Here is a 23,504-nt window from a genome sequence, read left to right as displayed (position 1 = left end):
GTTTCAGTGATCGGAGAGAATGTCCACGGCGCCCGGCTTGTCGTAGGCGCCGAAGCGATCGACCAGGGTCGCGCTGGCGGCGTTCAGGCCCAGCACGTCGACCTGCACGCCGCGCTGGCGAAAGCCCAGGACCACCTTGTCCAGTGCCGCGACGGCGGTGACGTCCCACAGGTGGGCGTGGCGCAGGTCGATGAGCACATGCTCCAGTGTCTCTTTCAGGTCGAAGGCAGCGACGAACCTGCCGGACGACGCGAAGAACACCTGTCCCCTCACCTGGTAGTGGCGGCGGGTGCCGTCGGCGGAGCGTTCGCTGTCGATATCGAGGTAGTGCCCGATCTTGTTGGCGAAGAACAGCGAGGCCAGGAGAACGCCGGCGACCACGCCGAAGGCCAGGTTGTGGGTGGCGAGGACCACGCCGACCGTCACCAGCATGACCAGGTTGGTCGATAGCGGGTAGCGCTTCAGGTTGCGGATCGACTCCCAGCGGAAGGTGCCGATGGACACCATGATCATCACCGCCACCAGGGCCGCCATGGGAATCCGCCCGACCCAGTCGCTGAGGAACACCACCATCAGCAGCAGCGCGACGCCGGCCACCAGGGTCGAGAGCCGGCCGCGCCCGCCGGATTTAACATTGATCACCGACTGGCCGATCATCGCGCAGCCAGCCATGCCGCCGAGCAGGCCGGTGGCTATGTTCGCCAGGCCCTGGCCCTTGCATTCGCGGTTCTTGTCGCTGCCGGTGTCGGTCATCTCGTCGACGATGGTGGCGGTCATCAGCGACTCCAGAAGGCCGACCACCGCCAGGGCGGCGGAGTAGGGCAGGACGATCAGCAGGGTGTCGAGGTTCAGCGGCACGTCCGGCCAGAGGAACAGCGGCAGGCTGTCGGGCAACTGACCCATGTCGCCGACGGTGCGGATGTCCAGGCCCAGGTAGATGGATATGCCGGTGAGGACCAGGATGCATACCAGCGGAGAGGGCAGCAGCCGGCCGATCCGTGGCAGGTGCGGGAAGCCGTAGACGATCGCCAGGCCCGCGGCGGTCATCGCGTAGACCGGCCAGCCGACATCGGTGAGTTCGGGTAGCTGGGCCATGAAGATGAGGATCGCCAGGGCATTGACGAAACCGGTCACCACCGAGCGCGAGACGAAGCGCATCAGCGAACCCAGGCGCAGGTAGCCGGCGAGTATCTGCAGCACGCCGCAGAGCAGGGTCGCCGCCAGCAGGTATTGCAGGCCGTGGTCCTTCACCAGGTTGACCATCAGCAGCGCCATGGCGCCAGTCGCGGCGGAGATCATTCCCGGACGGCCGCCGGCGAAGGCGATCACCACCGCCATGCTGAAGGAGGCGTACAGGCCGATCTTCGGGTCGACCCCGGCGATGATGGAGAAGGCGATGGCCTCGGGGATCAGCGCAAGGGCGACGACCAGGCCGGCGAGCAGGTCGCCGCGGAGGTTGGAGAACCAGTTCTGTTTCAGCGTCTGTAGCATCGGGATACCCAGGGGCGAGGCACGGCCCGTGCAGTCGGTCGACAGCGCGGGCCGCGGGATGGCATTGGAAAAAACAAGGGATGACGACAGGCGTTCAGGCGAACGAACGCTGGCCACGGTCGTTCGGACCGTGGCCGGAAGGGGCCGGCATGGCTATGGCGGAGTGGGCAGCCAGGTCATCGGGGAGTAGCGGGTAGTCGCTTGCAGGGAGCGGCAGCATAGCCGATTCGACAGGTTCGACCAAGCCGGCAGCTCGGGCTTTCCCTGGGTTGCGTCGCGATCGACGGCATGGAACCAAACAAGCGAAACGGTTCTAAGCTATCGAGGGATCGTCCTCGCATGGAGAGAACATCATCATGTTCAACACTCGTTCTGTGCTCGCGCTGGTCGTGAGCCTGTCCCTGATCGGCGGTACGCCTGCCGTCCTGGCCGACCCGGGCAATGGCAAGGGCAACCCGCACGGTAACCAGATGGACGGCGGAAAGGGTAACAAGGGCAACAAAGGCAACCAGGGTGGCCACGACAACCATGGCGGCCCCGGCAACAAGGGCGGCGGCGCCGGCCAGAAGGGCAACGGCGGCGGCAACTGGGACTCGGGACCGCGTATCGACGTCGGCGGGGTACGGGTGATCCTCGGCGACAACCGCGGCTACTGGAACCCGGGGCCGGCCCTGCCGCCCGGCATCCAGAAGAACCTGGCGCGCGGCAAGCCGCTGCCGCCCGGCATCGCCAAGAAACTCGATGGCCGCCTGCTAGGCCGGCTGCCGCACTACGACGGCTACGAGTGGATGCAGGCCGGCACCGACCTGCTGCTGGTGGCGGTGGCGACCGGGCTGATCTACGAGGTGCTGGACAACGTCCTCGACTGATCGAACCCTGGCTGTGCATGGCGGATAGCGCCACAACGCTATCCGCCATGACCCCCCGTTGGAGCGGCGGATAATCGCGCTGCGGTTGTCCGCCTTACCTCATGGAAGTCGTTTCCTTACCCCAGGTCAGGCCCGCAGACGTTGCAGGGCATCGCCCAGTTGCGCGGAGAGGCTGTGGAGATCACGGCTGGCGGCTTCGGTCTGCTCCACCTGTTCCTGGTTGCTGGAGGCGATCGAGGTGATTTCCGTGAGGTTGCGGGAAATGTCCTCGGCCACGGCGGTCTGCTCCTCGGCGGCGGTAGCGATCTGGCGGTTCATGTCGCGGATCGCCTCCACCGAGGCGGTGATCTGGCGCAGCATGGCGCCGGCGTTGGCAACCTGCTCGGCGCCGGCCTCGCTGCGCGACTGCCCGCTTTCGATGGCGCGCGCGGCATTCACCGCGCCGCTCTGCACGGTATCGATGATCTGGTGGATCTCGGCGATGGACTCGGCGGTGCGCTGCGCCAGGGTGCGGACCTCGTCGGCGACCACCGCGAAGCCACGGCCGGCATCGCCGGCGCGGGCGGCTTCGATGGCCGCGTTGAGGGCGAGCAGGTTGGTCTGTTCGGCGATGCCGCGGATCACGTCGAGGACCTTGCCGATCCTGCCGCTATCGCTTTCCAACTGGCGGATGACCTCCACCGTATGGTCGATCTCCTTGCGCATCTCGCCGATGCTGCGAATCGTTTCTTCCATCACGTCTTCGCCGCGCTGGGCGGAATCGTCCGCCTCGTCGGCGGCCTTGGCCGCGTCGCCGGCGTAGCGCGCCACTTCCTGGGCGGTGGCGGACATTTCCTGCATCGCCGTGGCGACCTGGTCGGTGCGGCTGAACTGCTCGCGGGTACCGGCCGCCATCAGGCTGGCGATCGCGTTCAGCGAGCCGCTGGCGCTGTCCAGGTCGCGGGTACTGCGCCGCAGCCGGTCGAAGATGTCCACCAGGAAGTCGCGCAGCGTGTTGGCGGCCAGGGCCAGCTTGCCGAGTTCGTCCTTGCGCCGGATCTCGATGCGCTCGCCGAAGTTGCCATGGCTGAGCTGGGCGATGTGCTCGATCAGGCGTTGCACCGGACGGACCAGGTTGCGATTGGCCAGCCACAGGCTGAGCAGGGCGACGGCCAGGCTGGCGCCGATCAACACCAGGCTGCCGAGCAGCATGGTGCGCCGGGCCTCCGCGCTGATGGCGGCGGAACGGAGATCACTGGCCTGGTGCAGTTCGCCGCGCAAGGCCTGCATCTGCGCGGTGGTGGCGCGGTCGATGCCGGTCACCGCCTGGTCGCCGGCGATGGGGTCGGCGCCCGCCTCGAGGAACCGTTGCCTGCCTTGTCGGTAAGCCGTACCGAGCCGCCGGTGCTCTTCGCGCAGGCGCTCGACATGATCTTTCAACTCGCCTTCGGCCACGCTGCCCAGGCGGCCGAGGATGTCCTGCACCGCTCGTTCCTGGGCTTCGAACTGGCTCCAGTATTTCGTCTGGGCCTCTGCCTGGCGTCCGCGCAGCAGGACGTTCTTCCATTCCTGGACCTGGCCGCGGAACTGCAGGTTGGCCTCGTCGATCAGTTGCGCCGCCCGCACGGGGCCGCCGAGCAACTCGCGGTAGGCGCGTACGTTGCCGGTCAGCGAGCCGAAGCAGACCAGGGCTATGAGTAGCAGCGCCGCCAGGCTGCCGCCGAGCAGGACAAGGATTTGCGCACGTAGGGATTGTTGCAGCATGGAACGCCTCGATGGATTGCCAGGTTGGACCGGCACGCAGGCTGCGACGAGGCAGCCGAGGACGTCCCTGTGGCCCGGCGAGGCGGGCATGGCGCGTGTTCCGGCACGCAGAGTATCGACAGCGGATCTGACAACTTGAGGACGACGCAGGGGCCGGGCCAGAGCCGACGAAGGGAAATAGCTGGCATGGATGTTCTGCGGGGCTTCGGTTAATCTCTGTGACGAATGTCACATTGTGCCAGTCGAAGGATCTGACTCATGGATGTCCCTCCCACCGTTCAGGATGAACAGGCCGTTTCCCGCCAGTTGCACTCGTTGAGTGTGCGCAATCTCGCTCACCTGGCCGCTGCCCTGACCCAGCTCGGCTTCGAGCTGTCGCGCAGCTCCGACCCTGGCACCCGCCAGGCGGCCAATGCCTTCATCGGCCAGTTGGCCAATATCAACCAGGACATTGATCGACAGATCGAGCTGCTCAGCGCGCTGGACGCCGACAACGTGGGGTTTCGCCTGCTGGACGAGGTGCAATACCCGGATGCGCCCAAATGAGCCGACGCCAGGAGCACGCAAAGAGTGGAGGGGGTGTGCGGGCCGAGAGCGGCAGTCTCCCGGCGTGGCGCTGATCAGTCTTCCTGGCGCAGGTCGCTGAGCATCTGCTCCCAGTACTGGTTGGCCTTGCGGTTGAGATCGAAGGCGGCTTGACGCAACTGGTCGTACTCGGCGCCGCTGTAGCCGCTTTCGCGCAGCTTCTGGCGAGCGGCGTCGGCTTCTTCGCGCAGACGGTTGTAGGTCGCCTGGTCGTCCGCCCAGGTCCTGCCTGTGCGCCGGGTGTACTTGTCCTGGGGTTCAGCCATGGGTTCTCCTTGCGGGCCGGATGGGACTTGGAAAAACGCTGCGCTGAACAGACTTTTTCCAATGGCAAAAATTCAAAAAAAACTGACGGATTGCGCGACTTCGCTATTGGTACCGATGTCCCATACCTGTACGCCAGCCGATGAAATTTGTGCGTTCCTCGCCAAGTCGGCTAGCTTGTTCAGGCTTGCGCCTTGGCGCTCGCCGTCTCTCCGGTAAGCTGGGAACGTTGTCGCCATGGGCTCGGAGACTGCGCGGACGGCGCCATGGCGACAGGTCCGACCTTTCCCTCCGATGGGTTTTGCGAGTAAGGAAATGCTATGAGAAGCAAGGCGTCCGGCTTGGCGCTGGTGGTAGTGGCGGGGCTTGTGGCGGGTTGCGCCAGCAGTGGCTATCAGCCCGAGGTCGACTGGCCGGCCGGCTGGCAGGTGATCACCGAGAGCATCCCACCCGAGGCCAGCGACGTGGAGCAACTGGGCTCCCGGCAACTGGCGACCAAGCTCGGGCCGGGAGGCGAGAAGGAAGCCAGCATCGAGTTGCTCAGCCTGAAGATGATGGAAGAGGAGTCGGTGGAGATCGACGGCCAGTTCCAGAGTGTCTTCGATGTCGTCCAATCGGGCTACCGCAAGGCCGGGCTGGGCTCGCGCTGCACCACACCGATCCGCTCGAACCTCGGCGGCCTGGCATCGCTGGAGACCCACTGCCGGATCAGCCAGGGCAACGAGGTGCTGCTGACCCAGATCGTGGCGATGGCCCTGGGACAGCGCGCGATGTACTCCCTGGTATATACCGCCAGTCCGGCCAACAGCGTGGTCTACCGGCAGAGCTACCTGCGCACCCGGGCCAGCCTGGTCCTGCGCTGAAGGGCCAGCCGCTCGACGCCTGGACGCGACCGGCGTCGCTCAGGCTTCCTCGGGCGGCGCCTCGACGCTGAGATAGCGATGGGCGCCGCAACGCCGGCAACGTTGGCGCAGCATCAGGTCGGGGCCTACCGTGACCAGGCTACCTTCGTCCCAGCGGCAACCTCGCAAGAAACAACGCAAGCGCATGACTCCTCCCCGCGGGGCGGCTCGCCCCGTCCACGAAACAGGCAGTGGTGGTGTGGTTCACTCCGGCTTGTTCTTGTCTGGAGGTGGGAAAAGCCTGCGGCGAAGCGTCTAGAATGGGCAACCTAAATTCGCCGGTTCATTCCGCGGCGGGATTCATCACCCAACTGGCGGCGGTGACCTGCGGTGCCAGGCACAGCTCGCCGACCATCTGTTCCACCAGCGAGTCCTCCTTGTGCAGGGTGAACACCACGGCGTTCACTTCCACGTTGCCGCTGCCTTTCAGCGCGTGGCTTTCCAGGCTCTGCAGGTTCAGGCGGTTGTCGCCCATGCGTTGCAGCAACTGCATGCGCACCAGCGCTTCGTTGCGCGCCTCGCAGGACACGCTGATCTGGTAGAAGCGCTCCTGCTCGGCCTCGCCCGAGGTGTGGCGGTCCACCACCCGGCCGAGAGCGGGCAGGAACAGGTTGGCGATGACGATCAGCGCGGTCGTCATGCAGGCCGCCAGGATGAAACCGCTGCCGGCCAGTACGCCGATCGCGCCGGTGCTCCAGATGCTCGCCGCAGTGCTCAGGCCGCGTACGCTGAGGCCGTCGCGCATGATCACGCCGGCGCCGAGAAAACCGATGCCGCTGACTACCTGGGCCGCCATGCGGGTCACGCTGACCTCGTTGTCGAGCAACAGCGGCAGGATCGAGAAGCTGGCCGCACCGAGTGCGACCATCGCGTGGGTGGCCATGCCGGAAGAGCGCTGTCGCCATTGTCGCTCGAGACCGACCAGCGCACCGAGGCCGAGGGCCGTCACCAGGCCGATGGCGATTTCCGGGGTCATGCTGTGCTCCTGTGAAAAAACCGCCCATTCTACGCCGTTCCGTTGGGCCGCGCCGGGGCCGACGGCCCTGGGCGGATAAGTCTCTTGCGTTTACCTTTACGTTAACGTAAACATGCTCTTCGACTTCACCGACACCGCTCGCCGGTGTCCGTCGTAGCGCCCTGGCGGCGCAGGACGACGGTTCAGCGACATTCCCAGAACAACCACAACAAGGGAAAGCCATGAATCAGCCGAGCTATACCTCGGGTCGCCAGGATGTCGCCTTGCTGGCGACCACCGTCGGCGACGCCTTCGATGCCACCGTCGCGCGTCATGCCGAGCGCGAGGCGCTGGTGGTGCGGCATCAACGCCTGCGCTACAGCTGGCGGCAACTGGCGGAGCGGGTCGATGCCTACGCCCGCGCCTTCATCGCCCTGGGCCTGCGCCCCGGCGAACGCCTGGGGATCTGGGCGCCGAACTGCGCCGAATGGTGCATTACCCAGTTCGCCAGCGCCAAGGTCGGTGCGGTCCTGGTGAACATCAACCCGGCATACCGCAGCAGCGAGCTGGAATACGCTCTCAAGCAGTCCGGTTGCAGTTGGCTGATCTGCGCCGACGCCTTCAAGACCAGCGACTACCATGCGATGCTCGGCGACCTGCTGCCGGAGCTGGCGCGGGCGCGTCCGGGCGAACTGGCCAGCGAGCGCCTGCCGGAACTGCGCGGCGTGATCAGCCTGGCTGAGCGGGCGCCGGCGGGCTTCCTGCACTGGCAGGGCCTGCCGGGGCTGGCCGCCGCGGTAGGCGCCGAGGAACTGCGCCAGCGCCAGGCCTCGCTGCAGTTCGACGAGCCGATCAACATCCAGTACACCTCCGGTACCACCGGCTTCCCCAAGGGCGCCACCCTCAGCCACTACAACATCCTCAACAACGGCTACATGGTCGGCGAAAGCCTCGGACTCGGCGCGGAAGACCGCCTGGTGATCCCGGTGCCGCTGTATCACTGCTTCGGCATGGTGATGGGCAACCTCGGCTGCGTCACCCACGGCTCGACCATGATCTACCCGGCGCCCAGCTTCGACGCCGAGGCGACCCTGCTGGCCGTGGCCGAGGAGCGCGCCACCGCGCTGTACGGGGTACCGACCATGTTCATCGCCGAGCTGGATCATCCGCGCCGCCGCGAATTCGACCTTTCCAGCCTGCGCACCGGAATCATGGCCGGCGCCACCTGCCCGATCGAGGTGATGCGGCGGGTCATTGGCGACATGCACATGGCCGAGGTGCAGATCGCCTACGGCATGACCGAGACCAGTCCGGTGTCGCTGCAGACCGGTCCGGACGATGGCCTGGAACTGCGCGTGACCACTGTCGGACGCACCCAGCCGAGGCTGGAGAGCAAGATCGTCGACCAGACGGGCAGGGTGGTGCCGCGCGGCGAGATCGGCGAGCTGTGCACCCGCGGCTACAGCGTGATGCTCGGCTACTGGAACGACCCCCAGGCCACCGCCGAGGCCATCGACCCGGCGCGCTGGATGCACACCGGCGACCTGGCGGTGATGGACGACGACGGCTACGTGCGGATCGTCGGGCGCAGCAAGGACATGATCATCCGCGGCGGCGAGAACATCTATCCGCGCGAACTGGAGGAGTTCTTCTTCACTCACCCGGCGGTGGCCGACGTGCAGGTGATCGGCATCCCCGACGAGCGCTATGGCGAGGAAATCGTCGCCTGGATCAAGCTGCATCCGGGCCACCACGCCGATGACGAACAGTTGCGGGCGTTCTGCAAGGCGCGTATCGCTCACTTCAAGATCCCGCGCCACTTCAGGTTCGTCGACGAGTTCCCGATGACCGTTACCGGCAAGATCCAGAAGTTCCGCATGCGCGAGATCAGCATCGAAGAGATTCGCCTACTCGCGCTGCGCCAGGGACGCGATTGAGAGGATGGAGCCGCGCCCCGCTCCTGCGCTAAGGTGGCGGGCGGCGCGCAGCGAGGCGAGAGGGGCGGGTGAAGAACGACGGCGAGACTCAGGCGAGCACCAAGGGCACCATCTCGGTGCGCCTGGTCGGCGAGGCGCTGGTGGAGTGGCGCCGGCAGGGCGGCGAGGAGGGGGAGGTCCTCCAGGCCGCCGGTATCGATCCGCAGCTGCTCGGCAAACCCTACGCGCGGGTCACCTCGCACGCCTATTCGCGGCTCTGGCTGGATCTCGCTCGGCGCATGGACGACGAGTTCTTCGGCATGGACTCGCGGCGTCTGAAGAGTGGCAGCTTCGCTTTCATGAGCCGCTGCGCGATCCACGAGCAGACCCTGGAGCCGGCGCTGACCGGCATCCTGCGATTCCTCTGCCTGCAGTTCGACGACTTCCAGCCGCGCCTGCAGCGCCGCGGCGGCCTGGCGGAAATCGTCCTCGACGAGGCGCCGGGCCGGTACGGGCGAGCGCTGTCCTACTTCACCCTATGGATGATCACCCATGGCCTGGCCTGCTGGCTGGTCGGCCGGCGCATCCCGATCCTGGCCATCGACCTGCGCTGTCCGCAGCCGGACTACATCGAGGACTACCGGGTGATGTTCAGCGACAACCTGCGTTTCTCCCGTCCCCTCAGCCGCCTGCTGTTCAATGCCGACTGCCTGGCCCTGCCGGTCCGCCGCGACAAGCGGGAGCTGCGGCGCTTCCTGCTCGGCGCGCCGGCCAACATCCTGGTCCGCTATCGCGATCCGCAGAGCCTGGCGGCGCGGATCAAGGCCTACCTGCGCAGCCTGCGGCCGGGACGCTGGCCGGACGCGGACGCGCTCGCCGGGCATTTCTTCATGGCGCCCTCGACCCTGCGCCGCAAGCTGTCCCTGGAAGGGCAGAGCTACCAGGCGCTGAAGGACCAGGTCCGCCGCGACCTGGCCATCGCGCGGCTGGACGCCGGCGCGGCGAATTTCGCCGAACTGGCGCTGGAGCTGGGCTTCGCCGATGGCAGCGCGTTCCACAAGGCGTTCAAGAAGTGGACCGGCTCGACCCCCGGGCAGTACCGGGCGCAGGTCGCGGCGGAAACCGCGTCGGCCGAATCGTCAGGCGTCTTGTCCGAAACGCTCGGCCGTCGATAGGGCGAATGCCCGCGCAGCGTCATCCGCCGTATGTCGCGAACGGTTCGGCGGGGCAGGCGGCCAGCACGGATTGTCCAAACCGCTCAGGCAGATTGAAGCCTTTCGACATTGCCCCGCGTTGGCCACGGCGTGAAGATTCCGGCTACTCCATACAAAAACAAGCCGAGGAGTCCTGCAATGCGCGACTACGCCACCACTGCCGCCGGGTTCGACTTGCAGCGGACCGCCGCCGCCACGCTTTCCGGTACGCTCCAGGCACTCAACGCCTGCGTCGAATGCTGCGACCGGCATGCCCTGCCGGGTCGGATCGCGTTGTTCTGGGAGGGCAAGGATGGCAGTCGCGCCAGCTATACCTTCAGCGAGCTGAAAGCGCTCTCCGGACGTTTCGCCAATTTCCTCCAGGCCCAGGGCGTACGCCCGGGCGACTGCGTCGCCGGCCTGTTGCCGCGCACGCCCGAGCTGCTGGTCACCATCCTCGGCGCCTGGCGCCTGGGCGCGGTGTACCAGCCGCTGTTCACCGCCTTCGGCCCGAAGGCCATCGAACACCGCGTGGCGACCGCCGGCAGCAAGGTGCTGGTCACCGATGCGGCCAACCGCGACAAGCTCGACGAACTCGCCGATCCGCCTCTGGCCGTCACCGTCGGCGGACCGAAGGGGCAGGGCATCCGTCGCGGCGATTTCAGCTTCTGGGCCGAGCTGGAGCGCTATCCGGCCGAATTCGAACCGGTTCCGCGCAGCGGCGAGGATCCGTTCCTGATGATGTTCACCTCCGGCACCACCGGCCTGGCCAAACCGGTGCCGGTGCCGCTCAAGGCGATCCTCGCCTTCGTCGGCTACCTGCGCGAGGCGGTGGACCTGCGCCCCGAGGACGCCTTCTGGAACCTCGCCGATCCGGGCTGGGCCTACGGCCTCTACTACGCTGTCGCCGGTCCCCTCGCCATGGGCCATCCGACCACCTTCTACGAAGGGCCGTTCAGCGTGGAAAGCACCTGCCGGATCATCCGTGACTACGGCATCACCAACCTTGCCGGATCGCCCACCGCCTATCGCCTGCTGATGGCCGCCGGCGCGGCCGCGGAAACTGCGCTGAAGGGGCGCCTGCGCGCGGTCAGCAGCGCCGGCGAGCCGTTGACGCCGGAGGTGATCCGCTGGTTCGCCGACAGGCTCGGCACCACCATCCACGATCATTACGGGCAGACCGAGCTGGGCATGGTGCTGTGCAACCACCATGCCCTGGCGCATCCGGTGCGGGTCGGCGCCGCCGGGTTCGCCTGTCCCGGGCACCGGGTAGTAGTGCTGGACGACGATCTCAACGAACTGCCGCCCGGCCAGCCAGGCATCCTCGCCCTCGACCGGCGGCGTTCGCCGCTGATGTGGTTTCCCGGCTACCAGGGCCTGGAAACCGCAGCCTTCGTCGGCGACTACTACCTGAGCGGCGATACCGTCGAACTCAACGAAGACGGCAGCATCAGCTTCGTCGGCCGCGCCGACGACGTCATTACCACCTCTGGCTACCGGGTCGGCCCGTTCGATGTGGAGAGCGCGCTGATCGAACACCCGGCAGTGATGGAGGCGGCGGTGATCGGCAAGCCCGACCCGGAGCGCACCGAACTGGTCAAGGCCTTCGTCGTGCTCTGCGCCGGCCACCGGCCGACGCCGGAACTGGCGGACGCATTGCAGCGATACGTGCGCCAGCGCCTGTCGGCGCACGCCTACCCGCGGGAGATCGAGTTCCTCGAGGAACTGCCGAAGACTCCCAGCGGCAAGATCCAGCGCTTTCTCCTGCGCAACCAGGAGATCGCCCGGCAACGCGAGGCGGCCCCACGGGCGGCCGCCGCGAACTGATTCAGCAGGAGAAAACGACGTGCGTATCGAAAATCGAGTGTTCCTGGTTACCGGCGGCAGCTCCGGCCTCGGCGCCGCCACCGCGAAGATGCTGGTGGAGCAGGGTGGCAAGGTGGTGCTGGCCGACATCAACGCCGAGGCCGGCGCAGCCAAGGCCGCCGAGCTTGGCGCCCAGGCGCGCTTCGTCAGGGCCGACATCGCCAGCGAGGCCGGCGGCCGCCAGGCCGTGGCCGCTGCACTGGAGGCCTTCGGCGGCCTCCATGGCCTGGCCAATTGCGCGGGCGTGGCGCCGGCCGAGAAGGTTCTCGGACGCAATGGCATCCATGCCCTGGAGAGTTTCCGCCGGGTCATCGACATCAACCTGGTGGGCAGTTTCAACATGCTGCGCCTGGCCGCCGAGGCCATGTCCCAGGGCCAGCCGGACGAGGGCGGCGAGCGCGGGGTGATCGTCAATACCGCCTCGGTGGCGGCGTTCGACGGGCAGATCGGCCAGGCCGCCTATTCCGCCTCGAAGAGCGGGGTGGTCGGCATGACCCTGCCCATCGCCCGCGAGCTGGCGCGCTTCGGCATCCGGGTGATGACCATCGCCCCGGGCATCTTCGAGACACCGATGATGGCCGGCATGCCCCAGGAGGTGCGCGACTCCCTCGGCGCCAGCGTGCCGTTCCCGCCGCGCCTGGGGCGTCCGGACGAATACGCCGCGCTGGTCCGGCAGATCATCGAGAACAGCATGCTCAACGGCGAAGTGATTCGCCTCGATGGCGCCATCCGCATGGCCGCCCGCTAATACAGGAGGAAGATCCCATGACCCGCGAAGATCCGATCGTCATCGTCAGCGCCGTCCGCACCCCGATGGGCGGCTTCCTCGGCGACTTCAAGGACGTCAACGCCGCTACCCTCGGTGCCGCGGCGGTGCGCGCCGCGGTGGAGCGGGCGCGCCTGCAAGCTGACGAAGTGGACGAGGCCGTGCTCGGCTGCGTGCTCGCCGCCGGCCAGGGCCAGGCGCCGGCGCGCCAGGCGGTGCTTGGCGCCGGACTGGCGCGCGGCACGCCGTGCTCGACGCTGAACAAGATGTGCGGCTCGGGCATGAAGGCGCTGATGCTCGCCCACGACACGTTGCTCGCCGGCAGCGCCGGGGTCGCGCTGGCCGGGGGCATGGAAAGCATGTCCAACGCGCCCTACCTGCTGGAGCGCGCCCGTAGCGGCTACCGCATGGGCCACGGCAAGGTGCTCGACCACATGTTCCTCGACGGCCTCGAAGACGCCTACGACAAGGGCCGCCTGATGGGCACCTTCGCCGAGGACTGTGCCGAGGCCTACGGCTTCACCCGCGAAGCACAGGACGAGTTCGCCGTGGCCTCGCTGACCCGCGCGCAGCAAGCCATGCGCGACGGGCGCTTCCAGGCCGAGATCGTGCCGCTGACGGTCACCGCCGGCAAGACCGAGCGCCTGGTGGATAGCGACGAGCAGCCGCCGAAGGCCCGGCTGGACAAGATCCCGACCCTGAAGCCGGCGTTCCGCGAAGGCGGCACGGTGACCGCGGCCAACTCCAGTTCGATTTCCGACGGCGCCGCCGCGCTGGTCCTGATGCGCCTTTCCGAGGCCGAGCGACGCGGGCTCGCGCCGTTGGCGGCGATTCGTGGGCATGCTTCGTTCGCCGACGCGCCGAACCTGTTCCCCACCGCGCCGGTCGGTGCGGTGAAGCGCCTGATGCAGCGTACCGGCTGGTCGCTGGGCGAGGTCGACCTGTTCGAGGTCAACGAAGCCTTCGCCGTGGTCGGCATGGCGGCAATGCGCGACCTCGACCTGTCCCACGAGCGCCTCAACGTCCACGGCGGCGCCTGTGCGCTGGGCCATCCGATCGGCGCGTCCGGCGCGCGGATCGTCGTGACCCTGCTCAACGCCCTGCAGCAGTACGACCTGGAACGCGGCGTGGCGGCGGTCTGCATCGGCGGCGGCGAGGCGACCGCGATCGCCGTCGAGCGCTTGCGCTGATGCAGGCAGTGAAGAAGAGGAACCCGCGATGATTCCCTGCGAAGAAGAGATCCAGATCCGTGACATGGCGCGGCAGTTCGCCCAGGAACGGCTGAAACCGTTCGCCGCCGACTGGGACCGCGAGCACCGTTTCCCGGCCGAGGCGATCCGCGAGATGGCCGACCTCGGCTTCCTCGGCATGCTGGTGCCCGAGGAATGGGGCGGCGCGCAGACCGGGCACCTGGCCTACGCCATGGCCCTCGAGGAGATCGCCGCTGGCGACGGCGCCTGCTCGACCATCATGAGCGTGCACAACTCGGTCGGCTGCATGCCGATCCACAAGTTCGGCAGCGCCGAGCAGAAGGAGCGCTTCCTCCGTCCGCTGGCCCAGGGTTCGATGCTCGGCGCCTTCGCCCTGACCGAGCCGCAGGCCGGTTCCGACGCGAGCTTCCTGAAGACCCGCGCCCGCCGCGACGGTGACCACTACGTGCTGAACGGTGCCAAGCAGTTCATCACTTCGGGCAGCCACGCGGGGATGGTGATCGTCTTCGCGGTCACCGATCCGGATGTCGGAAAGCGCGGCATCAGCGCGTTCATCGTGCCCACCGACACGCCCGGCTACGAGGTGGTGCGGATCGAGGACAAGCTCGGCCAGCACGCCTCGGACACCTGCCAGCTGGCCTTCAACGACCTGCGTATCCCGGCCACGCTGCGCCTGGGCGAGGAGGGCGAGGGCTACCGCATCGCCCTGGCCAACCTCGAAGGCGGCCGCATCGGCATCGCCGCCCAGGCGGTCGGCATGGCGCGCGCGGCGTTCGAGGCGGCGCGCGACTACGCCCATGAGCGGGAAACCTTCGGCAAGCCGATCATCGAGCACCAGGCGGTGGCCTTCCGCCTGGCCGACATGGCCACCCGCATCGCCGTGGCGCGGCAGATGGTCCACCACGCCGCCAGCCTGCGCGAAGCCGGCCTGCCGTGCCTGACCGAAGCCTCGATGGCCAAGCTGTTCGCCTCGGAGATGGCCGAGGAAGTCTGCTCCGCGGCGATCCAGACCCTCGGTGGCTATGGCTACCTCAAGGACTTCCCGGTGGAACGCATCTATCGGGACGTGCGGGTCTGCCAGATCTACGAGGGCACCAGCGACGTGCAGCGCCTGGTGATCGCGCGCAGCCTGTAGCGGCGACTATCCGTCGTTTCCGCAACGGCGCCTTCTCCCTTCAGGGAGAGGGCGCACTGAGGCACCTCGGAAGCAAATGCCCGAGCCTCGTTCGCCCTACGCCCCTTGGCAGGCGCTCACGCCGGCTGCGCCGCCTTGTTCTCGCGCGCGGTGACCTGCTGGCACAGCTCGATGATCTGCTCGCGCATCCAGCGGTTGGCCGGGTCCTGATCGGTGCTCTCGTGCCAGTACAGGTGGGTTTCCAGCTTCGGCACGTCGCTCACCGGCAGCACCGCGTAGTGCAGGTCGTGGTGACGGGCGAAGCGTTCCGGCACGGTCATCGCCATGTCGGTCTGCTGGACCACCGTGGAGGCCATCAGGTAGTGCTGCGAGCGCAGCGCGATCTTGCGCTGGATGCCCATCTTGCCCAGCGCCAGGTCGATGTAGCCGAGGCCGCTGCGGCGGCTGGAAATATGGATGTGGGTCAGGCCCAGGTAATCGTCCAGGGCCAGCTTCGGCTTGCCCGCCAGTGGGTGGCCGCGGCGCATGGCGCAGACGTAGCGGTCCTCCATCAGCTTGACGTGGCGCACCTGGGGATCGGTGTTCAGCGGCGCGTCGACGGCGAAGTCGAGGCGGCCGGCGGCGAGTTCCTTGGTGGTCTCGCGGCGCTTGGCGAGGAAGCTCTCGATATGCACGTTCGGCGCCAGGCGGCGCAAGCGCTGGAACAGCGGGGGGAGGATGACCGCTTCGGTGAGGTCGGTCATGCTGATGCGGTAGGTCTTGTTCGCCTGCTGCGGATCGAAGCTGCGGCTCTCCTGCACCGAAACCCGCAGCAACTGCAGCGCGTTGCGCACCGGGCCGATGATGTTCTGCGCCATAGGGGTCGGCACCATGCCTTGGGCGGTGCGCACGAACAGCGGGTCGTTGAAGGTCTCGCGCAGCCGGGAAAGGGCGTTGGATACGGCTGGCTGGGTGATGCCGACGATCTGCCCGGCGCGGGTCAGGTTGGCTTCGGTATAGATCGCATCGAACACGATGAACAGGTTCAGGTCGACTTTGTTCAGGTTCATGGCACTGGCTCCGCGACTTTTCTTGTTATTGGGGGCTTGGATGACCCCCATATGGATCATGAATGTTCATGGACGGAAAAAATAGACTGGGCAAATCTTAAGCCCTGTTCCGGCATCGTTACCAGCGCCTTTGTCCGATGCCTCGCCTGCCAACCCGTCAGAAGGTATCCCCCATGGATTTCGCCTATTCCCCCAAGGTCCAGGAGCTGCGTGAACGCGTCAGCGCGTTCATGGAAGCGCATGTCTATCCCGCCGAAGCCGTGTTCGAGCGCCAGGTCGCCGAGGGCGACCGCTGGCAGCCGACGGCGATCATGGAAGAGCTGAAGGCCAAGGCCAAGGCCGAAGGGCTGTGGAACCTGTTCCTGCCCGAGTCCGAGTACGGTGCCGGGCTGGCCAACCACGAATATGCGCCGCTGGCGGAAATCATGGGCCGTTCGCTGATCGGGCCGGAACCCTTCAACTGCGCCGCGCCGGATACCGGCAACATGGAGGTGCTGGTGCGCTACGGCAGCGAGGAGCAGAAGCGCACCTGGCTGGAACCGCTGCTGAGCGGCGAGATCCGCTCGGCCTTCGCCATGACCGAACCGGGCGTGGCCTCGTCCGACGCCACCAATATGGAGGCGCGCGCCGAGCGCCAGGGCGACGACTGGGTGATCAACGGGCGCAAGTGGTGGACTTCCGGCGCCTGCGATCCGCGCTGCAAGATCCTGATCTTCATGGGCCTGACCAACCCGGACGCGCCGCGCCACCAGCAGCACTCGATGATCCTGGTACCGGTCGACACCCCCGGGGTGAAGATCCTCCGCCCGCTGCCGGTGTTCGGCTACGACGACGCGCCGCATGGCCATGCCGAAGTGCTGTTCGAGAACGTGCGGGTGCCCTACGAGAACGTCATCCTCGGCGAGGGCCGCGGTTTCGAGATCGCCCAGGGGCGCCTCGGCCCGGGCCGCATCCACCACTGCATGCGCTCCATCGGCATGGCCGAGCGCGCCCTCGAACTGATGTGCAAGCGCGCGGTCAGCCGTACCGCGTTCGGCAAGCCGCTGGCGCGCCTGGGCGGCAACATCGACCACATCGCCGACTCGCGGATGGAGATCAACATGGCGCGCCTGCTGACCCTGCAGGCCGCCTACATGATGGATACCGTGGGCAACAAGATCGCCCAGAGCGAAATCGCCCAGATCAAGGTGGTGGCGCCCAACGTGGCGTTGAAGGTGATCGACCGGGCGATCCAGATGCACGGTGGCGCCGGGGTTTCCAACGACTTCCCGCTGGCTTACTGGTACGCCATGCAGCGCACCCTGCGCCTGGCCGACGGTCCGGACGAGGTGCACCGCGCGGCGATCGGCAAGTTCGAGCTGGGCAAGTACGTGCCCAGGGAGATGCTGCGCAGCAGCCGCTGACGGCTGTGGTATAGGGGAAAGGCCCGCGGGTGCGGGCCTTTTTCATTCCGGGGAGTCTGCCCCTTTTTCCTCGGCGTTGCGTTCCAGCTGCCACGCGCGACGGCTGTGCAGCAGGGCGGCGAACTCGCGGGCCGCCCGCTCGTTGCGGAAGCAGATCCCACGCGTGCCGAGGCGGACCCGCCAGAAAGGTTCAGCGTGGGTGTCCAGACGTTCGATCCAGAGCGTGTTCGGCATTCGGTTCGGCCTTGTCCTCGACGGTGGCTTTCGGCGTGCGGGTCTTCAGCAGGGAGAGCAGGATGCCGCCCGCCAGCAGGCCGAAGGTTACGCCAAGCGAGAGGCCGGCGGGAATCTTGCCGATCACACCGTGGAGCATGATCTTCGCACCGATGAACACCAGCACCAGGGCCAGGGCGTACTTCAGGTAGACGAAGCGGTGGATCATCGCCGCCAGCGAGAAGTACAGGGCGCGCAGGCCGAGGATGGCGAAGATGTTCGAGGTGTAGACGATGAACGGGTCCTGGGTGATGGCGAAGATCGCCGGCACGCTGTCCACCGCGAACACCAGGTCGGCCAGCTCGATCAGCACCAGGGCGAAGAACAGCGGGGTGGCGTAGCGCACCAGCTTGCCGCTGGCGTCCGGCAGGCGGACGAAGAAGTGATGCTCGTGCAGTTCCTTGGTCACCCGCATGTGCTTGCGCAGGAAGCGCAGCACCGGGTTGTGCTCCAGGTCGGGTTCTTCCTCGTGCTTGTTGAACAGCATCTTCACGCCGCTGAACAGCAGGAAGGCGCCGAACACGTACATGATCCAGTCGAATTCCTTCACCAGCGCGGCGCCCAGGCCGATCATGATCGCCCGCAGGACGATGGCGCCGAGGATGCCCCAGAACAGCACCTGGTGCTGGTAGCGGCGGGGGATGCCGAAGAAACTGAAGATCATCGCCATGACGAACACGTTGTCCATCGATAGCGACTGTTCGACCAGGAAGCCGGTGTAGTACTCCACCGCGCTGGTGGGGCCGAAGGCGTACCAGACCCAGCCGCCGAAGGCCAGGCCGCAGGCGAAGTAGCCAGCGGACAGCAGCAGGCTTTCGCGCACGCCGATTTCGTGGTGGTCGCGTTGCAGCACGCCGAGGTCGAGGACCAGGAGAACGATGACGATGGCCAGGAAGGCCAGCCAGAACCAGGTAGCCGTACCGAGGAACGGTTCGGTGAGAAATGCATGCAGAGCTGCCATTGGGCCCCCTCGCTTCGAATTGTCGGATGGTCATGTGACTCCGACATGGCGGCAATTGCTTACCGTCAGAGGGGCCCGCAGTCACTCGGAAAAAATAAACCAGGCTCCGGGCGCCGGCAAAACGGCGAGGTTACAAAGTGCTACAGCGTTCAGTAGACCCAGACTTCCACCCGCCGGTTCTTCTGTCGGCCCAGTTCCTGGTCGTTGCTGGCGACCGGCAACTCGTCGCCGAAGCCGGCGATCTCGCGGAAACTCACGCCGCCGCGGGCCAGTTCGCGGCGCACGGCCATGGCGCGCAGGCGCGAAAGCAGGACCGAGCGCTCGGCGTCGGACTTGGGATCGCCGAAGCCCACCAGCACGGTGCGCTCCTGCAACTTCCGATTTTGCCGCAGGTAGTCCAGCAAACGCTGTACGTCGAGCAGTGCCTTGTTGTCGAGCAGCGCGCTGCCTTCCTGGAAGCGGAAGTTCACCGTCAGGCGCCGCGCCTGTTCCGCGAGCTTGCGGTATTCGGCGGGCATCTGCGGGCGCGGTGCGATCTGCACCGCCTGGATCTTCTGCGCGACGAAGCCGCTGCGGGTGACGATCGCCTGGCCGCGCGGGCCCTGGGCGAAACGTACCAGGGCCTGGGCCCAGGGGTTCTTCTCGCCGGGCTTCAGGTAGAGGAACAGGCGGCGCGACAGCGGATAGTCCTCGGTGGCGATCAGGCTTTCCTGGGGCGCCATCGGCAGCGATTCGCCGTCGGCGATGGCCAAGGCGCGGGCCCGGCCCACCGACGCGATGCCGACGAAGCCGATGGCGTGCGGATCGGCGCTCACCGCGGCCGCCAGCCGATCGTTGGATTCGAAGCGGCGGGCGTCGCTGGCCAGGCTTTTGCCGTGACTGGCCAGCACCAGTTCCTTGAAGGTGTCGTAGGTGCCGGACTGCTCGTCGCGAGCGTACAGGCGGATGGCGCCGCCCTTGCCGCCCAGTTCTTCCCAGGTACGCACCTCGCCGGCGAACACCGCCGCCAGTTGCGCGGTGTCCAGCGAGGCCAGCGGGTTGTCCGGATGCAGGATGATCGCCAGTCCGTCGATGGCGATCACCTGCTCGGCATATGGGCTGCGCAGGTCGCCGAAGCCGGCCAGGGCGCGAACTTCGCTGTCCTTGACGGGACGCGAGGCCGCGGCGAGTTCGGCGTGGCGTTCGAGGAGGGCGGCGAAGCCGGTGCTCGAACCGTGGGCGGATAGCTCCACCCTCACCAGGCGGCCGTCGCGGCTCTTGCCGAGCAGATGGAGTTCGTTTTCCCGTTCTCCGGGGGTACGGCGGATATCCTCCAGGCCTTCCTCTTCCATCAGGCCCTCGACCAGGGCCGGCAGGAGCTTCGCGCCGATGGTGTTGGAACCCTGGATGCGCAGCGCCGGCGTGTCGTCCGTGGGGATCGGCAAGGGGGCGGCGAATACCGACCAGGGGAAGGCGTAACAGAGGAATCCGAGGAAAACCAGGCTCAGGGTACGGCTCCAGAGGTCTTTGTCACTGGCGCGCTGGCGGTGTGGCATCGCGGGCATCGTCTTCTATGGGGGAAGGGATTTGCCGGCGAGATTAAGTCAGACGGGTGACGCTAAGGTTACAGCGTTGGGGAATCATGGCCCTGCGCCATTGTCTCGGTCAGGAAGTCGAGAAACACCCGGGTCTTGCCGGCCAGTTGGCGCGATGGATAGACCGCGTGGATCGCCGTCTCGTCGGCCTTCCAGTCAGCCAGCAATTCAACCAGGCGGCCTTCGGCCAGTTCCGCCTGTACGTACAGCCGTGGGATCAGGCTCAAGCCGAAGCCGGCGAGCAGGGCATCGCGCACCGCCAGGCTGGAGGACACCCGGTAACGGCCGGCGATAGGCACCGCTATGCACTCGCGGTCCTTGCGGAAGGTCCAGCGGTCGGCATGGCCAGAGAGGCTGAAGCGGATGCACTCGTGTTCGCGCAGGGCCTCCGGCCGCAGCGGCTGGCCATGCTGACTGAGGTAGGCCGGCGCCGCGCAGAGCACGTGCTCCAGGACCAGCAGCGGGCGGGCGACCAGGCCGGAGTCCGCAACCCGGTCGCTACCACGCAGGGCCAGGTCGATGCCTTCGGCGATCAGGTCCTGGCGGCCGTCCTGCAGGAGCAGTTCCAGGCGCAGGTCCGGATAACGCTGGAGAAAAGCCGGAATGGCCGGGGTCAGGCAGGTGAGGGCGAGGGTCAGCGGGGCGCTGACCCGCAGCAGGCCGCTGGGGCCCTGCTGCATCGAAGTGAGCGCGGCGTCGGCGGCCTCGAGGTCGTCGAGGATGCGCTCCAGGCGCTGCCGGTAGACTTCGCCGGCCTCGGTCAGGCTCATGCTGCGGGTGGTGCGATTGATCAGGCGCACCTTGAGGTGCGCTTCCAGCTCGGCGACGTTCTTGCTCACGGCGGCCGGCGAGAGATTCATCTGCCGGGCCGCGGCGGCGAAGCCGCCATTCGCGGCCACGGCGCGGAAGACCTTGAGAGCGGTGAGGTGATCCACGGGGATAATTCACTGTCAGTAATCAATGAATCAGGGATTAAACCATTATCAACCCGAGGTGTGCTGGCTAAAGTCTTGCCATAGTCCACGGTCCAAGAGGTGAATGACCATGCAACCCTTCGTCGTCGAACGTCTCGATCACATCGTCCTGCGGGTCCGCGACCTGGAACGCAGCATCGCGTTCTATCGCGATGTCCTCGGTTGCGTGGTGGTGAAGTGGCGCGACGACCTGGAGCTGGCCCATCTGCGCCTGGGCACGTCGATGCTCGATCTGGTCGCGGTGTCCGGGGCGCTCGGCCGGGAGGGCGGTGCGGCTCCGGGTGGGGAAGGGCGCAACGTCGACCATTTCTGCGTGCGCATCGAGCCGTTCGACGAGGCCGCGCTGGTCACCCATCTCGAGGGGTTCGGCCTGGTCCCGCAGGTTCCCGCGGAAATCCGCTTCGGCGCCGAGGGCGACGGCTGGTCGCTGTACTTCTTCGACCCGGATGGCAATCGAGTGGAGCTGAAGGGGCCGCGGGTGGACAATCCTGCCTGAGGGAAAGGCCCCGCGCCGGATAGGGGGGCGGCGTCGGCGAGATCGCCCGGACCAGGTAGCGATCGCCTGAAGGCTCATCCGGGGGATGAGCCTTTTCCTTGGGCTGAGCCTCAGGCCAGTTCCAGCCAGATCGGGGCGTGATCGGAGGGCTTCTCCATGCCGCGCAGGTCGTAGTCGATGCCGGCGTCCTTGAAGCGCGACTGCAGCACCCGGCTGGCCAGGATCACATCGATGCGCAGGCCGCGCTTGGGGTTGTCCTCGAAGCCACGGCTGCGGTAGTCGAACCAGCTGAAGCGGTCGTTCACCTCCGGATTCAGGGCCCGGAAGCTGTCGACCAGGCCCCAGTTCTTCAACGTAGCCAGCCATTCGCGCTCTTCCGGCAGGAAGCTGCACTTGCCGGTCTTCAGCCAGCGCTTGCGGTTTTCCTCGCCAATGCCGATGTCGCAGTCCTCCGGCGAGATATTGATGTCGCCCATCACCACCAGGGCCTGCTCGGGCTTGAAGCTGTTCTCCAGCAGCGACTGGAGATCGGCGTAGAAGCGCTGCTTGGCCGGGAACTTGGTCGGATGCTCGCGGTTCTCGCCTTGCGGGAAGTAACCGTTCATCACGGTGATCGGGTTGCCCTGGGCGTCGCTGAAGGTGCCCCAGATGAAGCGCCGCTGGGATTCCTCGCCGTCGCTCGGGAAGCCGCGATGCAGTTCCAGGGGCGCCTGGCGGGAGAGCAGGGCGACGCCGTAGTGGCCTTTCTGCCCGTGGTAGTGGACGTGGTAGCCGAGCGCCTCGATCTCGGCCTGGGGAAACTGGTCGTCGGCGACCTTGGTTTCCTGCAGCCCGATCACGTCGGGCTGGTGCCGCTCGATCAGCGCCGCCAACTGGTGCGGCCGGGCGCGCAGACCGTTGATATTGAAAGAGACGATTTTCATGGTGGGCGTCCTGGCAAAAACAGGAATGCTAGCCCAGCCGGGGGTTGCCTGGCGACCCTGGAGGCGCTGTGCTAGTGTCCGCCGGGTACCCGATGGCTGTGTGGCTTGGCGCCTTGCCGGCCCTGTGGTCTGCCGCGGACGGGGATGGCCAGGCCATCCGCTCGACCAATCGCCGTGGCGAAGCGTGCGTGTCGCTGCGCCTGCGGCCGACAAGGAATGCGTTCCATGCCTGATCAGGTCACCGATGTCCGTCTGCTCGACGACGGCTATAGTCGCGAAGTCCGCTCGCTTTTCTACCACGCCTACCGCCACGAACCGACCTTCGCCTACCTGATGGATGCGCAGCGCGCCGGCTACGACCAGCGCGTGCGTGCCTGCGTCCGGGAGATGGTCGAGCGCCATCTGGGCGAAGAGTTGCCGGCCATCGGCCTGTTCATCGACGATCGGCTGGTCGCGGCGGCCCTGATCACGCCGCCGCAGCGGCGCCTGGATATCACCGAGAGCTGGAGCTGGCGCCTGCGCATGCTGTTCAGCGTCGGCCTGGCCGCGACCCGGCGCTACCTGGATTACCACCGGGCGGTGCAGGCCTGCCTGCCGGTCGGCCCCCACCACCAGTTGCCGATGCTCGGCGTGCATCCCGAGTACCAGGGCAGGCAGATCGGCGAGCAGTTGCTGGCGGCCGTGCAGCGCTGGTGCGCCGAGGACTCCGCTTCGCAGGGGCTGGTCCTGGATACCGGCAATGCGCGCTACCTGGACTTCTACCAGCGGCACGGCTACCGCGAGATCGGCGAGGTGACGCTGGGAGCGGTGCGCGAGCACGTCCTCCTGCATCCTGGCGAGACGCCGGCGGCGACCTGAGCGTTCCCCCGGACGCGCGAGAAAAGCCATGCCTGTCAGGCGCTTGGCGTCATAAAACCCGAATGTCAGGAGGTGGTCGGCGGCGTCCGCGCAAATC

The 23,504-nt window shown here is 67.0% G+C and carries 23 protein-coding genes; 12 read left to right on the top strand and 11 right to left on the bottom strand.

The window, feature by feature from the left end:
• Positions 1-3 precede the first annotated feature (3 nt).
• On the bottom strand, positions 4-1,491 hold the full coding sequence (locus LJF27_RS21405) for a SulP family inorganic anion transporter (protein WP_023116910.1): 1,488 nt from the start codon (positions 1,489-1,491) through the stop codon (positions 4-6).
• A gap of 356 nt (positions 1,492-1,847) precedes the next feature.
• Between LJF27_RS21405 and LJF27_RS21400 the strand changes: the two genes are divergently transcribed.
• Complete coding sequence (locus tag LJF27_RS21400) at positions 1,848-2,360, top strand: anti-virulence regulator CigR family protein (RefSeq protein WP_003090028.1); 513 nt, start codon at positions 1,848-1,850, stop codon at positions 2,358-2,360.
• A 126-nt stretch (positions 2,361-2,486) separates the two neighbouring features.
• On the opposite strand, the gene ctpH is transcribed toward LJF27_RS21400, so the two are convergent.
• The gene (ctpH, locus tag LJF27_RS21395; protein ID WP_073654551.1) at positions 2,487-4,193 is read right to left on the bottom strand and encodes a methyl-accepting chemotaxis protein CtpH; all 1,707 of its coding nucleotides are present in this window, start codon (positions 4,191-4,193) and stop codon (positions 2,487-2,489) included.
• A gap of 168 nt (positions 4,194-4,361) precedes the next feature.
• On the opposite strand from ctpH, the gene LJF27_RS21390 reads away from it, so the two are divergent.
• Positions 4,362-4,649, top strand: a complete 288-nt coding sequence (locus tag LJF27_RS21390) for a hypothetical protein (RefSeq protein WP_003116846.1) — start codon at positions 4,362-4,364, stop codon at positions 4,647-4,649.
• A gap of 74 nt (positions 4,650-4,723) precedes the next feature.
• Here LJF27_RS21390 and srfA read toward each other — a convergent pair whose 3' ends face one another.
• The gene (gene srfA, locus LJF27_RS21385; protein ID WP_003090022.1) at positions 4,724-4,954 is read right to left on the bottom strand and encodes a stress response facilitator SrfA; all 231 of its coding nucleotides are present in this window, start codon (positions 4,952-4,954) and stop codon (positions 4,724-4,726) included.
• A 318-nt stretch (positions 4,955-5,272) separates the two neighbouring features.
• On the opposite strand from srfA, the gene LJF27_RS21380 reads away from it, so the two are divergent.
• The gene (locus LJF27_RS21380) at positions 5,273-5,815 is read left to right on the top strand and encodes a DUF4946 domain-containing protein (RefSeq protein WP_003090018.1); all 543 of its coding nucleotides are present in this window, start codon (positions 5,273-5,275) and stop codon (positions 5,813-5,815) included.
• Positions 5,816-5,854: 39 nt separating this feature from the next.
• On the opposite strand, the gene LJF27_RS21375 is transcribed toward LJF27_RS21380, so the two are convergent.
• Together LJF27_RS21375 and LJF27_RS21370 are read right to left on the bottom strand one after the other, a co-directional pair.
• Positions 5,855-6,001, bottom strand: a complete 147-nt coding sequence (locus LJF27_RS21375; protein WP_003090016.1) for a PSPA7_2676 family Cys-rich small protein — start codon at positions 5,999-6,001, stop codon at positions 5,855-5,857.
• A 136-nt stretch (positions 6,002-6,137) separates the two neighbouring features.
• The gene (locus tag LJF27_RS21370; RefSeq protein WP_003102512.1) at positions 6,138-6,830 is read right to left on the bottom strand and encodes an MgtC/SapB family protein; all 693 of its coding nucleotides are present in this window, start codon (positions 6,828-6,830) and stop codon (positions 6,138-6,140) included.
• A 221-nt stretch (positions 6,831-7,051) separates the two neighbouring features.
• Here LJF27_RS21370 and LJF27_RS21365 point away from each other — a divergent pair, with 221 nt between their 5' ends.
• The 6 genes from LJF27_RS21365 (at position 7,052) to LJF27_RS21340 (ending at position 14,896) form a co-directional block, all read left to right on the top strand.
• Positions 7,052-8,746 carry an AMP-binding protein gene (locus LJF27_RS21365; protein WP_003162170.1) on the top strand — a complete coding sequence of 565 codons (1,695 nt, stop codon included), beginning with the start codon at positions 7,052-7,054 and terminating at the stop codon, positions 8,744-8,746.
• A 68-nt stretch (positions 8,747-8,814) separates the two neighbouring features.
• The gene (locus LJF27_RS21360; protein WP_003451531.1) at positions 8,815-9,900 is read left to right on the top strand and encodes an AraC family transcriptional regulator; all 1,086 of its coding nucleotides are present in this window, start codon (positions 8,815-8,817) and stop codon (positions 9,898-9,900) included.
• A gap of 177 nt (positions 9,901-10,077) precedes the next feature.
• Complete coding sequence (locus LJF27_RS21355; RefSeq protein WP_003102517.1) at positions 10,078-11,745, top strand: acyl-CoA synthetase; 1,668 nt, start codon at positions 10,078-10,080, stop codon at positions 11,743-11,745.
• Positions 11,746-11,764: 19 nt separating this feature from the next.
• On the top strand, positions 11,765-12,532 hold the full coding sequence (locus LJF27_RS21350) for a 3-hydroxyacyl-CoA dehydrogenase (protein WP_003451527.1): 768 nt from the start codon (positions 11,765-11,767) through the stop codon (positions 12,530-12,532).
• A gap of 17 nt (positions 12,533-12,549) precedes the next feature.
• Positions 12,550-13,740: an acetyl-CoA C-acyltransferase gene (locus tag LJF27_RS21345; RefSeq protein ID WP_003108823.1), complete on the top strand. Its 1,191-nt coding sequence runs from the start codon at positions 12,550-12,552 to the stop codon at positions 13,738-13,740.
• A gap of 28 nt (positions 13,741-13,768) precedes the next feature.
• The gene (locus LJF27_RS21340) at positions 13,769-14,896 is read left to right on the top strand and encodes an acyl-CoA dehydrogenase family protein (RefSeq protein WP_003451524.1); all 1,128 of its coding nucleotides are present in this window, start codon (positions 13,769-13,771) and stop codon (positions 14,894-14,896) included.
• Positions 14,897-15,012: 116 nt separating this feature from the next.
• Here LJF27_RS21340 and LJF27_RS21335 read toward each other — a convergent pair whose 3' ends face one another.
• Positions 15,013-15,945 carry a LysR family transcriptional regulator gene (locus LJF27_RS21335; protein ID WP_003090000.1) on the bottom strand — a complete coding sequence of 311 codons (933 nt, stop codon included), beginning with the start codon at positions 15,943-15,945 and terminating at the stop codon, positions 15,013-15,015.
• Positions 15,946-16,118: 173 nt separating this feature from the next.
• On the opposite strand from LJF27_RS21335, the gene LJF27_RS21330 reads away from it, so the two are divergent.
• Complete coding sequence (locus LJF27_RS21330) at positions 16,119-17,348, top strand: acyl-CoA dehydrogenase (protein WP_003089998.1); 1,230 nt, start codon at positions 16,119-16,121, stop codon at positions 17,346-17,348.
• Between the two features lie 42 nt (positions 17,349-17,390).
• On the opposite strand, the gene LJF27_RS21325 is transcribed toward LJF27_RS21330, so the two are convergent.
• From LJF27_RS21325 to LJF27_RS21310, 4 genes are all read right to left on the bottom strand, one after another.
• Complete coding sequence (locus LJF27_RS21325) at positions 17,391-17,582, bottom strand: hypothetical protein (protein ID WP_003089995.1); 192 nt, start codon at positions 17,580-17,582, stop codon at positions 17,391-17,393.
• On the bottom strand, positions 17,539-18,582 hold the full coding sequence (locus LJF27_RS21320; protein ID WP_003104462.1) for a TerC family protein: 1,044 nt from the start codon (positions 18,580-18,582) through the stop codon (positions 17,539-17,541). The genes LJF27_RS21325 and LJF27_RS21320 overlap by 44 nt, the downstream gene beginning before the upstream one ends.
• 149 nt (positions 18,583-18,731) lie before the next feature.
• Positions 18,732-20,126: a substrate-binding domain-containing protein gene (locus LJF27_RS21315; RefSeq protein ID WP_003139062.1), complete on the bottom strand. Its 1,395-nt coding sequence runs from the start codon at positions 20,124-20,126 to the stop codon at positions 18,732-18,734.
• Positions 20,127-20,185: 59 nt separating this feature from the next.
• On the bottom strand, positions 20,186-21,100 hold the full coding sequence (locus tag LJF27_RS21310; RefSeq protein ID WP_075604361.1) for a LysR family transcriptional regulator: 915 nt from the start codon (positions 21,098-21,100) through the stop codon (positions 20,186-20,188).
• Between the two features lie 94 nt (positions 21,101-21,194).
• Between LJF27_RS21310 and LJF27_RS21305 the strand changes: the two genes are divergently transcribed.
• Positions 21,195-21,626 carry a VOC family protein gene (locus LJF27_RS21305; protein WP_019681890.1) on the top strand — a complete coding sequence of 144 codons (432 nt, stop codon included), beginning with the start codon at positions 21,195-21,197 and terminating at the stop codon, positions 21,624-21,626.
• 110 nt (positions 21,627-21,736) lie between these two features.
• Here LJF27_RS21305 and xthA read toward each other — a convergent pair whose 3' ends face one another.
• Positions 21,737-22,549, bottom strand: a complete 813-nt coding sequence (gene xthA, locus LJF27_RS21300) for an exodeoxyribonuclease III (protein ID WP_003104469.1) — start codon at positions 22,547-22,549, stop codon at positions 21,737-21,739.
• 144 nt (positions 22,550-22,693) lie between these two features.
• Here xthA and LJF27_RS21295 point away from each other — a divergent pair, with 144 nt between their 5' ends.
• On the top strand, positions 22,694-23,407 hold the full coding sequence (locus tag LJF27_RS21295) for a GNAT family N-acetyltransferase (protein WP_003122637.1): 714 nt from the start codon (positions 22,694-22,696) through the stop codon (positions 23,405-23,407).
• The last annotated feature ends 97 nt before the right edge of the window (positions 23,408-23,504 follow it).

Source organism: Pseudomonas sp. 203-8, from assembly GCF_020708595.1.
GTDB classification, from domain to species: domain Bacteria; phylum Pseudomonadota; class Gammaproteobacteria; order Pseudomonadales; family Pseudomonadaceae; genus Pseudomonas; species Pseudomonas aeruginosa.
This window is presented reverse-complemented; position numbering and strand designations above follow the sequence as displayed.

Bases quoted from the DNA above. Each gene is read 5' to 3' on its own strand.
- LJF27_RS21365 (WP_003162170.1), top strand. From the start codon at position 7,052: ATGAATCAGCCGAGCTATACCTCGGGTCGCCAGGATGTCGCCTTGCTG.
- LJF27_RS21340 (WP_003451524.1), top strand. From the start codon at position 13,769: ATGATTCCCTGCGAAGAAGAGATCCAGATCCGTGACATGGCGCGGCAG.
- LJF27_RS21330 (WP_003089998.1), top strand. From the start codon at position 16,119: ATGGATTTCGCCTATTCCCCCAAGGTCCAGGAGCTGCGTGAACGCGTC.
- LJF27_RS21405 (WP_023116910.1), bottom strand. From the start codon at position 1,491: ATGCTACAGACGCTGAAACAGAACTGGTTCTCCAACCTCCGCGGCGAC.
- xthA (WP_003104469.1), bottom strand. From the start codon at position 22,549: ATGAAAATCGTCTCTTTCAATATCAACGGTCTGCGCGCCCGGCCGCAC.
- LJF27_RS21375 (WP_003090016.1), bottom strand. From the start codon at position 6,001: ATGCGCTTGCGTTGTTTCTTGCGAGGTTGCCGCTGGGACGAAGGTAGC.
- LJF27_RS21345 (WP_003108823.1), top strand. From the start codon at position 12,550: ATGACCCGCGAAGATCCGATCGTCATCGTCAGCGCCGTCCGCACCCCG.
- LJF27_RS21380 (WP_003090018.1), top strand. From the start codon at position 5,273: ATGAGAAGCAAGGCGTCCGGCTTGGCGCTGGTGGTAGTGGCGGGGCTT.
- LJF27_RS21400 (WP_003090028.1), top strand. From the start codon at position 1,848: ATGTTCAACACTCGTTCTGTGCTCGCGCTGGTCGTGAGCCTGTCCCTG.
- LJF27_RS21370 (WP_003102512.1), bottom strand. From the start codon at position 6,830: ATGACCCCGGAAATCGCCATCGGCCTGGTGACGGCCCTCGGCCTCGGT.
- LJF27_RS21315 (WP_003139062.1), bottom strand. From the start codon at position 20,126: ATGCCCGCGATGCCACACCGCCAGCGCGCCAGTGACAAAGACCTCTGG.
- srfA (WP_003090022.1), bottom strand. From the start codon at position 4,954: ATGGCTGAACCCCAGGACAAGTACACCCGGCGCACAGGCAGGACCTGG.
- LJF27_RS21320 (WP_003104462.1), bottom strand. From the start codon at position 18,582: ATGGCAGCTCTGCATGCATTTCTCACCGAACCGTTCCTCGGTACGGCT.
- ctpH (WP_073654551.1), bottom strand. From the start codon at position 4,193: ATGCCCGCCTCGCCGGGCCACAGGGACGTCCTCGGCTGCCTCGTCGCA.
- LJF27_RS21390 (WP_003116846.1), top strand. From the start codon at position 4,362: ATGGATGTCCCTCCCACCGTTCAGGATGAACAGGCCGTTTCCCGCCAG.
- LJF27_RS21355 (WP_003102517.1), top strand. From the start codon at position 10,078: ATGCGCGACTACGCCACCACTGCCGCCGGGTTCGACTTGCAGCGGACC.
- LJF27_RS21335 (WP_003090000.1), bottom strand. From the start codon at position 15,945: ATGAACCTGAACAAAGTCGACCTGAACCTGTTCATCGTGTTCGATGCG.
- LJF27_RS21295 (WP_003122637.1), top strand. From the start codon at position 22,694: ATGGCCAGGCCATCCGCTCGACCAATCGCCGTGGCGAAGCGTGCGTGT.
- LJF27_RS21305 (WP_019681890.1), top strand. From the start codon at position 21,195: ATGACCATGCAACCCTTCGTCGTCGAACGTCTCGATCACATCGTCCTG.
- LJF27_RS21325 (WP_003089995.1), bottom strand. From the start codon at position 17,582: ATGCCGAACACGCTCTGGATCGAACGTCTGGACACCCACGCTGAACCT.